Raw genomic sequence first — 13,837 nt, forward strand, 5'->3', positions numbered from 1 at the left:
ACGGCTCGGGCCCAAATGATTCAAACGGAGACTGTCCCCTTTTGAATCAGTGGATGCTCCAGGCGTGGTGATCGGTGTGGAGCAGCTCCTCGGCGCGCTCGGAGAGCGGCTCGCCCAGGTAGTCCTCGTAGATTGCCGTGATCGACGGGTTCTCGTAGGAGTTGCGCAGCTCGGCGTTGTGATCGAGGCCCCAGAGGACGTCGCCGCGCACACCGGCGAGCTCCTCGCCGTCGTGGATGGGCTGGCCGCCGCCGCCCGCGCAGCCGCCGGGGCAGGCCATGACCTCGACGAAGTCGTACTCGACCTCGCCCGCCGCGATGGCGTCGAGCAGGTAGCCCGCGTTGGCCAGCCCGCTCACCACGGCAACGCGCACCGGGGTGCCCGCCAGGTCGTAGGTGGCCTCCTTCCAGGCGTCCAGGCCGCGAACGTCGGAGAAGGCGTCGGGCTCGGGCGTCTTGCCGGTGACCACGTGGTAGGCGGTGCGCAGCGCGGCCTCCATGACGCCGCCGGTCGCACCAAAGATGACGGCCGCACCCGTGGAGGTGCCCAGCGGGTCGTCGAAGTCCTCCTCTGGCAGCATCGCGGCGTCGATGTGCTCGGCACGGATCATGCGGTCGACCTCGCGCGTGGTGATGGAGACGTCGACGTCGGGGTCACCGCAGGCGTCGTTCATGACGGGAATGGCGACCTCGGCCTTCTTGGCGGTGCACGGCATGACCTCCACGCAGAAGATGTTGTGCGGGTCGATGCCCTTGAGCTCGGCGAAGTAGCTCTTGGTCACGGCGCCGAACATCTGGCCCGGCGACTTGGACGTGGAGAGCTGGTCGGTGAACTCGGGGCGCACGGCCTTGACGTAGCGCACCCAGCCCGGGCAGCAGGAGGTGAACATCGGGAACTTGTTCTCCTCCTTGTGGGCGAGCTTGTGAAGGAGCTCGGTGCCCTCCTCCATGATGGTGAGGTCGGCCGAGAAGTTCGTGTCAAAGACGTAGTCGACGCCCATCTGGCGCAGCGCGGCCACGAGGCGGCCGACGGTGGCATCCTCGCGCGCGAGGCCGAGGCTCTCGCCCCAGGCGGCACGCACGGCCGGCGCGATCTGGACCACGACGACCTTCTCGGGGTCGGCCAGCGCGTCGAAGACCCTCTGGGTGTCGTCGCGCTCGCGCAGGGCGCCCGTCGGGCAGTGCGTGATGCACTGGCCGCAGAGCGTGCAGTCGGACTCCTGGATCGTCATGCCGCCGCGGACGTTGACGCTCGTGTGCGTCGCGCGGTTGGCGAGGTCCCAGACGCCGAGGCCCTGGATCTTCTCGCACACCTGGATGCAGCGCAGGCAGTTGATGCACTTGTCGTTGTTGCGGATGAGCGGGAAGGACTTGTCCCATCCGTCGTGCATGAGGCGCTTCTCGTACGGCAGGTCCGAGATGCCCAGGTCGTTGGCAAGCGTCTGCAGGGTGCAGTTGCCGGAGCGCACGCAGCTCGTGCACTCGGAGTCGTGGGTGGCGAGCAGAAGCTCCATGTTCATGCGGCGCGCCACGCGCACCTTGGGGCTGTTGGTGTGCACGACCATGCCCTCGAGCACCGTGTTGTTGCACGCGGCCACGAGCTGGTCGATGCCCTCGATCTCAACCACGCAGATGCGGCAGGCACCGATCTCGTTGAGGTCCTTGAGGTAGCACAGCGTGGGGATCTTGATGCCCACGGTTGCGGCGGCGTCGAGGATGGAGGTGCCCTCCTCCACGGTGACGGCGCGGCCGTCGATAGTGAGGTTTACCACTGCTCGATCCTCCCTCCGCGGAACGCGCCGAAGCCGAAGTGGTCGCAGCGCAGGCAGCGCGAGGCCTCCTGGTGCGCCTCCTGGTCGGTGAGGCCGTTCTCGACGATGTCGAAGTCGTTGATGCGCTCGGACGCCTCGCGCTCGCGCATCTCGCAGCGCGCGCAGGAGATCTTGCCCTTGAACTGCACGGGCGGCAGCTCCACGTCGAGCTCGATCTTGTGGTTGAAGCCGAGGTAGTTGTCGATGTTGCCGGCTGCGACCTTGCCCGCGTTGATCGCGCGGATGACGGTGGCCGGGCCGCTCTGGCAGTCGCCGCCGGAGAAGAGACCGTCCTGGCCGGGCACGGCGCCGTCCGGGTCGGTGACGATGCGACCCCACTTGCAGGGCACGCCCTGCTCCTCGAAGGTAGCGGAGTCGATGTCCTGGCCAATTGCCACGATCACGCGGTCGCACGGCACCACGACGTCGCCGCCCTCGGCCGCGCGCGGCGCGGGACGGCCGCGCTTGAGGCCGCCGATGATCTGCGGCTCGACCTTGAGGCCGGCCACGTGGCCGCTCTCGTCGACGACGACCTCCTTGGGCGCGTGCAGGTCCATGACCTCACAGCCCTCGGCCTCGGCACCGGCGATCTCCTCGTCCTGGGCCGTCATGTCGGCCACGCGGCGACGGTACGCGATGATGACCTTCTCGGCGCCCAGGCGCACGGAGGTGCGGGCCACGTCCATGGCCACGTTGCCGCCGCCGACGACGGCGACCGTGAGGCCCTTGAAGTCGGGCGGGTTGTTGTCTCCCATGTCGCGCAGGAGCTGGACGGCGGACATGACGCCCTCGGCGTCCTCGCCCGGCAGGCCGAGCTTCTTGTCCGCGTGCGCGCCGATGGCCAGGTAGACCGCGTCGTACTCGGAGCGCAGGCGGGTCATCTCGTCGCCGTCGACGCTGTGGTTGAGCTCGACGTCGATGCCGCAGTCGAGGATCCACTGAATCTCGGAGTCGAGCTGCTCGCGCGGCAGGCGGTAGTTGGGGATGCCGTAGCGGAGCATGCCGCCGAGGTGGGCGCGCTGCTCGAAGATCTTGACCTTGTGGCCCATGAGCGTGAGGTAGTACGCACAGCTGATGCCAGCCGGGCCACCGCCGATCACGGCGACGCGCTTGCCCGTGGCGGGCTTGATGACGGGGCGGTAGTCTCCCGCGTGGTCCACGGCATAGCGCTTGAGGCCGCGGATGTTCATCGGGTCGTCCACCATGCCGCGGCGGCAGTGCATCTCGCAGGGGTGCTCGCAGACGAGGCCGCAGACCAGCGGCAGCGGGTTGTCCTTGCGGATGAGGCGCACGGCCTCGGTGTAGCGACCGGCCTCGACGAGCGCGATGTAGCCGGGGATGTCCACGCCGGCCGGGCAGCCGGAGACGCACGGCACCGTCTGGTGCTGCGAGAAGCCGCAGGCGTGCTTGGTCACGTGGTGCTCGAAGTCGTCGCGGAAGCCGCGGATGGCCATGAGGGCCACCTCGCCGGCCTCGTAGCCGATCGCGCAGTCGCTCGACAGGTACACCGTGCGGGCGGTGGACTCGATGAGGTCGAGCGTCTCGAGCGTGGCGCGGTTGTTCAGGACGTCGTTGAACAGGTGGCGCAGCATGCGTAGGCCGTTCCTGCACGGCGTGCACTTGCCGCAGCTCTGCGTCGCGCACATGGCCACGTACGAGGCCGTGAACTCGACGGGGCACGGAGCGAGCGAGCTGACCGAGAGGCGCTTCTCGAGCATCTCGTGCATGCTCGACATGATCGCCTGGGTCTCGCTCTGCTCCATGACGTGCATTCTTGCCATAGGCCCTCTCCTTGCACTCATGGAGGTACGGATGTCATGGCCCCCTCGGCCACGACATAGTTGATTTACTTTACGTCGATGAGGCGACACCCGTCAGAGGCATTCGGCGAGAAGGACGACCGCTCGGCAAGCGGCACGAGCCTCAATCTCCGCTCACCACCGGCGCGAAAGATTGCTCCGACCGCCGAACGCTTGTCACGACCTGAAAGAAGTCTGAGAATCTAGTGGCACGGAACACCCAAGCAAAGGAGCAGTCCATGAAGAAGCTCACCCTCAAGGCACTCGCCTGCACCCTGTGCGCCTCGCTCGCCCTCGTCGGCGGGCTCGTGCTCGCGGGATGCTCGGGCACAGACCCCGAGGAGGCCATTCGCACCGACATCACCACCAACTTCGACGCGCTCAAGAGCCAGGAGGGCGCCCTGGTCGACGAGCTCGCCGCCCAGATGGAGGGCATGGGCCTCGAGGACTACGGGATCGAGCCGAGCGAGGTCGTCACCTCGGTGCTCGACGGCTTTGACTACACGATCGACGGCGTCACCGTCGAGGACGACACCGCCACGGCAACCGTCACCGTCATGTCCAAGTCCATAAGCCCGATCGCCAACCCGGACTCCGACGCCATGTACGACGCGATCATGGAGGCAATCAGCTCCGGCGAGCTCGACGTCAACGACGACGATGCGGTCAACGCCTGGGCCGGCGAGTACATCATGGGCCTGCTCGACGCCATCGAGCCGAGCGAGAAGACCATCGAGCTCACCTACACCAACGGTGACGATGGCTGGGAGCTGGACGAGACCTCCGCGAGCGAGGTCGAGAGCATCTTCGTCTAACGCCTCAAGCTGCGGGGACGGGAAGTTGGGGCGTCGGCTGCGGCCGGCGCCCCTTCTCTATGCGAAGACCTCGCCGGCGATGCGGGCGGTCTCGGTGGCGTCCTTGGCGTAGAAGTCAGCACCCACCATCTGGGCGTACTCGGGCGTGAGCACGGCACCGCCCACGACGACCCTGCACCAGGGGGCGCGCTCGCGCAGAAGCTCGATCGTCTCGGCCATGGCCGGTACCGTCGAGGTCATGAGCGCCGAGAGGCCCACCAGGCGCACGTGGCGCTCCACCACGACGTCGGCCACGGTCTCCGGCGCCACGTCGCGCCCGAGGTCGATCACCTCGAAGCCGTAGTTCTCGAGCAGCATGCGCACGATGTTCTTGCCGATGTCGTGGATGTCGCCGCGCACGGTGCACACGACCACGGGACCCTTGCCCGCCGACGCGCCCGCCTGGCCCGCAGCGGCCTCGCGCACCGTTTCGAAGCCGGCCTTTGCCGCCTCAGCCGAGGCCATGAGCTGCGGCAGGAAGAACGTTCCCGCCTCGAAGCGCAGCCCCACCTCGTCGAGGGCGGGCACCAGCACCTCGTTGATCGCGAACATCGCGTCGTGGTCGCGAAGGACCTCGCGCATGGCGTCGGCCATGGGGGCGCCGCGCCCGTCGAGGACGAGCCGGCGGGCGCGCTCGACGGGGTCGGTCGGAAGCGCCGTGTCCTTCTCTGACGGCGCAGCCTTCTCGCCCGGGGCTGCGGCCGGCACCGCGTCGGAGCGGCCCGCGTAGTGCTCCACGTAGAAGCGCGCCGCCTCGTCCTCCCCGGAGAGCACGCGCCAGGAGTCCACCACGTCCATCATGCGCCGCACGCCGGGGTTGATAATCGCGAGGTCGAGGCCGGCGCCGAAGGCCGCCGCGAGAAACGTTGCGTTGACGAGCGGGCGGAAGGGCAGGCCAAAGCTGATGTTGGAGACGCCGAGAACCGTGCGAACGCCGGGAAGCTCCGACTTGACCAGGCGAATCGCGTCCAGGATGGTGCGCGGGGCGGTCTGGTCGGTCGAGGCCGCCATGGCGAGGCAGTCGATGACGACGTCGGCGCGCGGGATGCCGGCGGCGTCCGTGGCGGCCACGATCTTGCGCGCCACGGCCAGGCGTCCGGCGGCGGTGGCGGGGATGCCGTCCTCGTCGAGCGTGAGGCCCACGAGCGCGCAGCCGTAGCGCGCGGCGAGCGGCACCACGGCGGCGAGCGAGTCGGCCTTGCCGTTCACGGAGTTGACGAGCGCCTTGCCGGGATAGCGACGCACCGCGGCCTCGATGACCGCGGGGTCGGAGGCGTCGATCTGCAGCGGCAGCGTGGTCACGCCCAGGAGCTCGTCGACGAGGCGGCACATGACCGCACGCTCGTCAATCTCGGGCAGGCCGGCGTTGACGTCCAGGATCTGGGCGCCCGCGCGCTCCTGGGCGATGGCCTCGGCGATCACGTGGTCGTGGTTGCCGCTGCGCAGCGCCTCCTTCATCTTCTTCTTGCCCGTGGGGTTGATGCGCTCGCCGATGACGCCCACCTCGCCCGGAACGAGCGAGGCCACGCGCTGGGGGCCGCAGACGGCGAAGCGGTCGGGCAGGGTGCGACGGACGGGGGCGCGGCCGGAGAGCAGCGCGCGCTCGGCGGCAATGTGCTCCGGGGTCGTGCCGCAGCAGCCGCCGAGGATGGAGACGCCCGACTCCAGCATGGGGACGACTGCGGTCGCAAACTCATCGGGGCCTATGTCATAGACCGTGACGCCGTCCTCGACATGCGGCAGCCCGGCGTTTGCCTGCACCATGAGCGGGCAGCGGGCCCAGTCGGCCATGCGCGCCACGAGCGGGGCCACCTCCGCGGGGCCGAGCGAGCAGTTGATGCCCACCGCCGCGGCGCCGAGCGAGGACAGCGTGAGGGCGGCGACCTCCGGCGTGGTGCCCAGGAAGGTGCGTCCGTCCTCCTCGAAGGTCATCGTGACGAGGGCGGGGAGGCTCGAGTTCTCACGCGCGGCGAGCAGGGCCGCCTTGGCCTCCGCGAGGTCCGACATGGTCTCTATGACAAAGAGGTCCGCCCCGGCCGCCTCTGCGGCACGCACCTGCCGGGCGAAGAGCTCGTAGGCGTCGTCGAAGGCGAGCGGGCCCATGGGCGCAAGGAGCTGACCCGTCGGCCCCAGGTCAGCCGCCACGTAGCGGGCGCCAGAGGCGCGGGCGCAGGACACGGCCGCCGCAAAGACCTCCTCCACCGTGGCGGCGTCACCGAGCTTGGCCGCGTTGGCGCCGAAGGTGTTGGTGGTCACCACGTCGGCACCGGCCGCGACGTAGGCGGCGTGCACGTCCGTCACCACCTCCGGGTGCGTGAGGCACAGGAGCTCGGGCAGCTCCCCGGCGGCGAGCCCGCGCGCCTGGAGCTGCGTGCCCATGGCGCCGTCGAAGAGCAGAAACGCGTCGCCGTCGAGGGCGGCGGCAAGCAGGTCCTTCTGGGCGGCTGGCATGCGGGCTCCTTTCACGTCGCTGCGCTCCATGCTAGCAGCCCTCTCGGGGCGCCGCACAGGAGAACGCTTTGCATAAAAAGGCCGCGCGTGCGGCACAACGGCCCTGTCGGAGCATAAAACGTCGACTCGTGTAGCGTGATTTGAGGGGTGGCTCACGTAGCGTAAGAGAGTTTGCCCAGTTGAGTACATAATACTAGAAACTAGATTGAGATTTTTCCCGGAATCTGTGCTACACGAGTCGCCGTTTTATGTCCCGGAAGCGTCGTTATGCCGCACGAGGAAGACTTTTATGCACGCGGAGCGCCGCACGTCCTCCCGGACGCGCGCAGCACGCAGAAGTCGCAGCAGGGACAGGCGGCGCAGCTGGCACGGATGCCCTCGCGCGGCGCGGTGAGAAGGCCCACCACGGCGGTCACGCTCTTGGTGGGTGACATCAGGTAGTCCGCCGAGAGCGTGATCCCCAGCGCCCGCTGCGCGTCGAGCGTGGCGAGCAGGGGAGCCTGCGTCGCCAGCGGAAGGTCGCCGTAGCCGGGTGAGAAGCGCGAGGAGCAGAAGAGGCCCCGGTCCGCAGCGGCCGCCACGACGCTCGCCTCCGCGGCGTCTGCCGCGCGCTCGACGAGGGCAGAGCCGGCGGCGTCAAGGACCAGCTGGCCCACGGGGTCGGTGAGCGAGAGCCGGCGGAGCTCGGCCTCCACGCCCATGCCCGCCGTCACCGCGAGCACGGCGGCCGCCACGGCGCCGTCGAGATGCGCGGCGATGGAGCTTCCCCACAACTCGAGAGCGCAACCCGCAAGGCTGATGACGGGCTCGCCGTCCCGCTCGCCCCTTTCCGCCACGTCGAAGATGCGAACGCAGGCACGCGGGCGGGCCACCTCCAGGCAGCGTGCCATGCCCGCGTCTATGCGGGCGTCGAGCTCCTCGGTGAGGGTCTGACCGGCATAGCCCAGGTAGCGCAGGACCTCGCCACGGTCCAGAGAGCGAACGTCATAGGTCTGGACGGCCTCCACGCGCTAGGCCCCCAGATAGCCGCAGGCAACGAGCGCCTCCCGGGCGGCATGGGCGACGGAGGGCTTGTTCATGCTGTAGACGTGGCAGCCGTCCACGCCGTTGGCGGCGAGGTCGCAGAGCTGCTCGCAGGCGTACTCGACGCCAGCGCGTGCCTGGTCGGCAGGGTCGTCCCCGGCGAGCACGAGACGCTTCACGACCTTGGCGGGGATGGAGGCGCCGCAGGTGAACGCCATGCGCTGGATCTGCTTCACGCTCGTGAACGGCATGATGCCGGCGACGATGGGAAGGCGCACGCGGTGGCGCAGGCACTTCTCGCGGAAGCGATAGAAGTCCTCGTTGTCAAAGAAGAGCTGCGAGACCAGATAGTCGGCACCGGCCTCCTGCTTCTTGTAGAGGCTCTCGAAGCTCTCCTCCTCCGTGGGGGACTCGACGTGTCCCTCGGGGTAGCAGGCCGCGCCGATGCAGAGGTCGGCGCCCGACGCGCGCAGATGCTCGATGAGGTCGGAGGCGTGCGCGAAGTCGATCGGCTCGCGCCCCGGAGCACGGTCCCCGCGCAGGGCCAGCACGTTCTCGATGCCCGCCTGGGCGAGCTGCGCCACGTAGGCGTCGACGTCCGCGCGCGCCGATCCCAGGCACGTGAGGTGCGCGAGGGCGGTGACGCCGAGGTCGCGCTCGATGGAGGCGGCGATGGGCACGGTGTTTGCCGAGTTGCCGGACCCTCCCGCGGAGTAGGTGACCGAGATCCAGTCCGGGCGGTCGGCGGCCATCTCGCTCGCGATGGCGTATGCCTCCTCGAGGGGCAGGTTCCCCTTCGGGGGGAAGATCTCGAACGAGAAGGTCTGGCGCTCGGCGAGCTTGTCGGCGATCCTCATGCTGGCCCCTTTCCCCGGCCGCGGATGTCAGTCGAATCCGTCCCCATTGTCACACATGAACGAGGGCATGCGACCGCTGGACGTCGCCTCGGCGATGTCGAGGAGGGCCCGCGCCACCGACTCCTCGTCGGCGGGCCCGATGTGGTAACGGGCGCACTCGCGCACGACGGGCACGGCGTTGGCCACGGCGACGGAGTTCTCGTAGTGGCGCAGCACGGCGAGGTCGTTCTCGGCGTCCCCGAAGCAGCAGACCTCGTCGGGCGTGAGCCCCAGGCGCTCCATGAGGAAGTCCCCGCCGTGGTCCTTCCCAAAGCCGTGCGGCGTGATGTCGATGTGGGGCGTCCCGGGCATGGGGCAGACGAAGTCGAGCGCCGCGAGGCGGGAGCCCAGGAGGGCGGCGACCTCCTGGCAGCGCCCGAAGCTGCCCACGACGCGGACGTTCGCCTTGTAGCAGGGGTCGTCGGGGACGACGGGGACTGCTGTCTCCACGCGCCAGAAGTTGTCGGGGTGCGCCAGGACGTAGGCGAGGTCCGCGCCCACGGCGACCTTTTCGCCGCCGTACTCGACGACGAGGTAGGCGTCGTCTACCCCGGCGAGCTCGGCCGCCACGCGCACGAGCTCGTCATGGTCGAGCTCGACCTTCTCGACGAGCTCGCCGTCGAGGTAGACGAGCTGGCCGTTGCTCGTGACGGCAGTCGAGCACGCCGTCTCGTCGCCCGCGAACATCTGCGGCAGGTCCCGGTAGATGCGTCCCGTACAGGGGGCAAAGTGGACGCCCGCCTCCCGCAGCGTGCGGATGGCGTCCAGGGCGAAGGGGGTTATCACGTGGTCGTCGCGCCAGATGAGCGTGGCGTCGAGGTCGCTGAGCACAAGGCGGATCACGGGGACTCCTCTGTGACGGCTGCGGCGGGAATGCGGGTTCGAGCACCCGGCGATCCCCGCGCGCAGCCGTCGGGAAGGCCCAGGCGCGACGGTCGGGGGCCGTCGCGCCCGAAAACGCCGCGTGTCGGCGCTGGGCTCGACGCACGGCCACTCTAGGTATAACCCGCTCGGCCGAGAGCGTAGCACAGAAACTCGCAGACGGTACCGGCGGCACCTCAGAGGGTCGAGGCGACGGGAGGGGTCGCGAGCACGACGGCAAGGGACGCCGCCGCTATGGCAGGGCCCAGCGGGATCGCCGGCGGACGACCGCGCGCCCGCGGCGCGACGACCAGCCATCCGATGACCCCCACCAGACACGACAGCCCCACCGCGAGCAGACCGCCGACCGGCCCGGCCCAGACGCCGACCGCGGAGAGGAGCTTGACGTCTCCCCCTCCCACGCCCGGGCCTCGCCCGAGCCTAGACGACAGGGCCGACGCGGCCAGCATGACGGCGAGGACGACGGTGCCTCCCGCCAGCACCCGCGCGAGGGGAAGCACGCCTCCTCCGCAGAGCGCAACGACGACGGCGCGCACCAGCCCCGAGAGCGCGGCGGCGGCCGAGCACCCGTTTGGAATGATCCTGCACCTCAGGTCGGTCGCCGCGGCAACGCCGAGCGACGCTGCGAGCACGCCGACGCACGCGACCGTCACCACGACCCCCACCATGCCGCCCCCTCTCGTCTGCCGGGATTCTAGACGGACCGCGCCGAGGGCGCTTCTAGGTTCTCGGGGGTTTGTACGAGACGGCGAGACGGCGCCCCTCGCTCGCGCGAGCGCCGCGGCGGGCGGCGTATACTGTGGCGCGGACCAATGACGGAGGGAGAGGGCGCATGACCAGCTGGCTCGTGAGAACGTTCGTGCCAAACGCGGACGACACCGCCGACCCGGCGGTGCGCACGCGCTACGGCCTTCTCGCCAGCGTCACGTGCATCGTCTGCAACGTCGCTCTGTGCCTGGGCAAAGGGGCGGTGGGTCTTCTCGCCGGCTCGGTCTCCATCGTGGCCGACGCCGTCAACAACCTCTCCGACGCCTCGAGCAACGTGGTAAGCCTGCTCGGCTTCAAGCTCGCGAGCCGCCCTGCCGACGAGGAGCACCCCTACGGGCACGGTCGCTTTGAGTATCTGGCCGGGCTCGTGGTGGCCGTGCTGGTATGCGCCATCGGCATCAACCTGCTGGGCTCCTCCGTCGACAAGATCGCGCATCCCGAGCCCACCGAGTTCGGCCCTGCCGTGGTCGTCGTGCTCGTGGGGTCCATGCTGGTGAAGCTGTGGATGGCGTCGTTCAACCGCCGCCTGGGGAGGACAATCTCGTCCGACACGCTCGAGGCCACCGCCGTGGACTCGAGAAACGACGTGATCTCCACCGCCGCTGTCCTCGCCTCCGCCGTGGTCTCCCAGCTCACGGGCTTCGACCTCGACGGCTGGGCGGGACTTGCCGTGGGCGGCTTCATCTGCTGGAGCGGCGTCGAGCTCGTGCGCGAGGCCGTGAGCCCGCTTTTGGGTCGCGTGCCCGACCCCGCCTACGTCGAGCACATCCGCGAGAAGATCATGAGCTACCCCGGCGTCCTGGGCACCCACGACCTCATGGTCCACGACTACGGCCCCGGGAGGCAGTTCGCGAGCGCCCACGTGGAGATGGCCGCCGAGGGCGACCCCCTCGAGCAGCACGACCTCCTCGACAACATCGAGCAGGACTTCAAGGACGACGAGGGCCTGGTCATGACGCTGCACTACGACCCCATCGTCACCAACGACCCCGAAGTCCGCGACATGCGCCACTGGATCGACCTCGCGGTGAAGGGGATCGACGGTCGCCTCTCGATCCACGACCTCCGCTGCGTGCCCGGGCCCACGCACACCAACGTGATCTTTGACTGCGTGCGCCCCGCCGGCTGCGAGCTCTCCACCGGCGAGCTGCGCGAGCGCGTCTCCTCCCTCGTACGCGAGCGCTACCCGCGCGCGATCTGCAAGATAACGATCGACGACTCCTACATCTCCTCCCGTCAGTGATCGGAGCCCCCATGCCCTCCAGCAGCTACCTCGCCAAGCAGATGATCGTCATGAGGCGCGACCTCCGGATGCGCAAGGGCAAGATCGCCGCGCAGGCCGGGCACGCCTGCGTCGAGGCGGTCCTCATGGCGCTCGTGCGCGAGGGGCGCGGGGCGGACCTGCGCGCCACCGACGGCTGGGCGTGGGTCGAGCACGCGGAGGACGACGTCACCCCGCTCACCGACTGGTTCGACGCGGGCGTCGCCAAGGTCTGCGTGTACGTGGACTCCGAGGAGGAGCTGCTCGACCTCGCCGCTCGTGGCCGCGAGCTGGGCTTTGCCGTGGCGCTGGTGCGTGACGCGGGTCACACCGAGTTCCACGGCGAGCCCACCTACACCTGCCTCGCCTTCGAGCCGCTCCCGGCCGAGAAGATCGACCCGCTGACGGGCGAGCTGCCCCTCTACTAGCCGCTGGTCCTTCTCGCCCGCGAACCCAAACCTCCGAGGGATGGGCGCCTGGGATGTTACCGATACGTAATTCCTACTTGTAGGGTGGGTTTATGAGTGGCACGCTGGAGCCCCGGGAGAAGGAGGCACCATGCGCGTCGCACACACCGTCGAGGACCTGATCGGGTCCACCCCCCTCGTCGACCTCTCGTCGCTCGCCGGGGGCTCGGCCCGCGTTCTCGGAAAGCTCGAGGCGGCCAACCCCGGCGGCTCCGCCAAGGACCGCGTGGCCCGCGCGATGGTCGACGACGCCGAGCGCACCGGGCGCCTCTCCCCCGGCGGCACCATCATCGAGCCCACGAGCGGCAACACCGGAGTGGGCCTCGCCATGGTCGCCGCCGCGCGCGGCTATCGGCTCGTCCTCACGATGCCCGACACCATGAGCGTGGAGCGGCGCGCCCTCGCGGCCGCCTACGGCGCCACGATCGAGCTCACGCCGGGTACCGAGGGCATGGCCGGGGCGGTCGCGCGCGCGGAGGAGCTGGCCGCCGCGACGCCCAACTCCATCATCGCCGGGCAGTTTGACAACCCCGCCAACCCGCGCGCCCACTACGAGACCACCGGCCCGGAGATCTGGGCAGACACCGACGGCACTGTCGACGTGCTCGTTGCCGGCGTGGGAACCGGCGGCACGCTCTGCGGGTCAGCGCGCTACCTCAAGGAGAAGAACCCCGCCGTGCGTGCCGTCGCCGTGGAGCCCGCCGAGTCGCGGGTGCTCGCCGGCGGCGCGGCCGGCCCGCACGCGATCCAAGGCATCGGCGCCAACTTCGTGCCCGGCAACTTCGACCGCTCGCTCGTGGACGAGATCATGCCCGTGAGCTCGGCGGACGCCCTCGCCACCTGGCGTCGCCTCGAGCGCGAGCTGGGGCTTCTCGTGGGCATCTCCTCCGGCGCCGCCGTCTGCGCCGCGCTCTCGCTCGCCGCGCGCCCGGAGTGCGCCGGGAAGACGATCGTGGCCGTGCTCCCCGACACCGGCGAGCGCTACCTCTCCGTGGAGGCATGATGTCTGACGAGAAGATCAGCTGGTCCGAGCTCCGCGCCCTCATCCGCGAGGACGCGGAGGCCGCCTTCGCGCGCGACCCCTCCGCCGGGTCGGTCTCCGACGTCACGCGCTTCTCGGTGGGCTTTCGCATCGTGCGGGCCTACCGCCGCCAGCACTGGCTCTACGCGCGCGGTCACCGCACGCTCGCCCTGTGGCTCGCCAAGCGCTCCCGCATCAGGTACGGGGCCGACATCCACCCCGCCGCGAAGATCGGCCGGCGCTTCACCGTCGACCACGGGATCGGCGTGGTCGTGGGCGGGACCGCGATCATCGGCGACGACTGCCTCATGTACCAGAACGCCACCCTCGGCATGACCGGCAAGCACGGCGGCAAGCGCCACCCCACGCTCGGCAACGGCGTGCTCGTGGGCGCCGGCTCCATCCTGCTCGGCGCCATCACCGTCGGCGACGGGGCCTACATCGGCGCCGGCTCGGTCGTCGTCGACGACGTGCCCGCCGACACCACCGTCGTGGGCAACCCGGCCCGCGTGGTGCGCACGCACGTCTGCCCGCTCGTGAGCGACATGGTCCGCGTCACCGACGACTTTGGCAAGAGCTGGGTCATGGAGGCGTAGGCCCCGCGC

At 69.7% G+C, this 13,837-nt stretch carries 12 protein-coding genes; 5 read left to right on the forward strand and 7 right to left on the reverse strand.

What is annotated here, in order from left to right; genetic code table 11:
- Positions 1-46: 46 nt before the first annotated feature.
- The gene (locus tag B5F73_RS06645; RefSeq protein WP_087227472.1) at positions 47-1,771 is read right to left on the reverse strand and encodes an NADH-dependent [FeFe] hydrogenase, group A6; all 1,725 of its coding nucleotides are present in this window, start codon (positions 1,769-1,771) and stop codon (positions 47-49) included.
- Positions 1,765-3,591 (reverse strand): NAD(P)-binding protein, encoded by a 1,827-nt coding sequence (locus B5F73_RS06650; protein ID WP_087227473.1) that lies wholly within the window; start codon positions 3,589-3,591, stop codon positions 1,765-1,767. Before B5F73_RS06650 ends, B5F73_RS06645 begins: the two co-directional genes overlap by 7 nt.
- Positions 3,592-3,848: 257 nt before the next feature.
- Between B5F73_RS06650 and B5F73_RS06655 the strand changes: the two genes are divergently transcribed.
- Positions 3,849-4,424, forward strand: coding sequence for a hypothetical protein (locus B5F73_RS06655; protein ID WP_087227474.1), 576 nt, complete (start codon positions 3,849-3,851; stop codon positions 4,422-4,424).
- Positions 4,425-4,481: 57 nt separating this feature from the next.
- Here the strand turns inward: B5F73_RS06655 and B5F73_RS06660 are convergent, their stop codons facing one another.
- From B5F73_RS06660 to B5F73_RS06680, 5 genes are all read right to left on the reverse strand, one after another.
- Positions 4,482-6,914 (reverse strand): homocysteine S-methyltransferase family protein, encoded by a 2,433-nt coding sequence (locus B5F73_RS06660; RefSeq protein ID WP_087227475.1) that lies wholly within the window; start codon positions 6,912-6,914, stop codon positions 4,482-4,484.
- A 287-nt stretch (positions 6,915-7,201) separates the two neighbouring features.
- A complete protein-coding gene (locus B5F73_RS06665; RefSeq protein ID WP_087227476.1) occupies positions 7,202-7,921 on the reverse strand; it encodes a vitamin B12 dependent-methionine synthase activation domain-containing protein in 720 nt (239 codons plus the stop codon).
- A gap of 3 nt (positions 7,922-7,924) precedes the next feature.
- Positions 7,925-8,794, reverse strand: a complete 870-nt coding sequence (locus tag B5F73_RS06670) for a methylenetetrahydrofolate reductase (protein WP_087227477.1) — start codon at positions 8,792-8,794, stop codon at positions 7,925-7,927.
- 27 nt (positions 8,795-8,821) lie between these two features.
- Positions 8,822-9,676 carry an HAD family hydrolase gene (locus B5F73_RS06675; RefSeq protein ID WP_158094778.1) on the reverse strand — a complete coding sequence of 285 codons (855 nt, stop codon included), beginning with the start codon at positions 9,674-9,676 and terminating at the stop codon, positions 8,822-8,824.
- A 215-nt stretch (positions 9,677-9,891) separates the two neighbouring features.
- Positions 9,892-10,383 carry a prepilin peptidase gene (locus B5F73_RS06680; RefSeq protein ID WP_087227479.1) on the reverse strand — a complete coding sequence of 164 codons (492 nt, stop codon included), beginning with the start codon at positions 10,381-10,383 and terminating at the stop codon, positions 9,892-9,894.
- A 164-nt stretch (positions 10,384-10,547) separates the two neighbouring features.
- On the opposite strand from B5F73_RS06680, the gene B5F73_RS06685 reads away from it, so the two are divergent.
- The 4 genes from B5F73_RS06685 (at position 10,548) to epsC (ending at position 13,828) form a co-directional block, all read left to right on the forward strand.
- Entirely contained in the window at positions 10,548-11,726 is a 1,179-nt protein-coding gene (locus B5F73_RS06685) for a cation diffusion facilitator family transporter (protein ID WP_087227480.1), read from the forward strand.
- Between the two features lie 11 nt (positions 11,727-11,737).
- Entirely contained in the window at positions 11,738-12,172 is a 435-nt protein-coding gene (pth2, locus tag B5F73_RS06690) for an aminoacyl-tRNA hydrolase (protein WP_087227481.1), read from the forward strand.
- A 130-nt stretch (positions 12,173-12,302) separates the two neighbouring features.
- Entirely contained in the window at positions 12,303-13,214 is a 912-nt protein-coding gene (cysK, locus tag B5F73_RS06695; RefSeq protein ID WP_087227482.1) for a cysteine synthase A, read from the forward strand.
- Positions 13,214-13,828, forward strand: a complete 615-nt coding sequence (gene epsC / locus B5F73_RS06700) for a serine O-acetyltransferase EpsC (protein WP_239379826.1) — start codon at positions 13,214-13,216, stop codon at positions 13,826-13,828. Before cysK ends, epsC begins: the two co-directional genes overlap by 1 nt.
- Positions 13,829-13,837: the final 9 nt, after the last annotated feature.

Source organism: Olsenella sp. An270 (genome assembly GCF_002159735.1).
GTDB lineage: Bacteria > Actinomycetota > Coriobacteriia > Coriobacteriales > Atopobiaceae > Thermophilibacter.

Excerpts from the sequence above, each read along its gene's own strand:
- B5F73_RS06650 (WP_087227473.1), bottom strand. The coding sequence starts at position 3,591 with ATGGCAAGAATGCACGTCATGGAGCAGAGCGAGACCCAGGCGATCATG.
- B5F73_RS06655 (WP_087227474.1), top strand. The coding sequence starts at position 3,849 with ATGAAGAAGCTCACCCTCAAGGCACTCGCCTGCACCCTGTGCGCCTCG.
- B5F73_RS06660 (WP_087227475.1), bottom strand. The coding sequence starts at position 6,914 with ATGCCAGCCGCCCAGAAGGACCTGCTTGCCGCCGCCCTCGACGGCGAC.
- B5F73_RS06670 (WP_087227477.1), bottom strand. The coding sequence starts at position 8,794 with ATGAGGATCGCCGACAAGCTCGCCGAGCGCCAGACCTTCTCGTTCGAG.
- B5F73_RS06680 (WP_087227479.1), bottom strand. The coding sequence starts at position 10,383 with ATGGTGGGGGTCGTGGTGACGGTCGCGTGCGTCGGCGTGCTCGCAGCG.
- B5F73_RS06685 (WP_087227480.1), top strand. The coding sequence starts at position 10,548 with ATGACCAGCTGGCTCGTGAGAACGTTCGTGCCAAACGCGGACGACACC.
- pth2 (WP_087227481.1), top strand. The coding sequence starts at position 11,738 with ATGCCCTCCAGCAGCTACCTCGCCAAGCAGATGATCGTCATGAGGCGC.
- cysK (WP_087227482.1), top strand. The coding sequence starts at position 12,303 with ATGCGCGTCGCACACACCGTCGAGGACCTGATCGGGTCCACCCCCCTC.
- epsC (WP_239379826.1), top strand. The coding sequence starts at position 13,214 with ATGTCTGACGAGAAGATCAGCTGGTCCGAGCTCCGCGCCCTCATCCGC.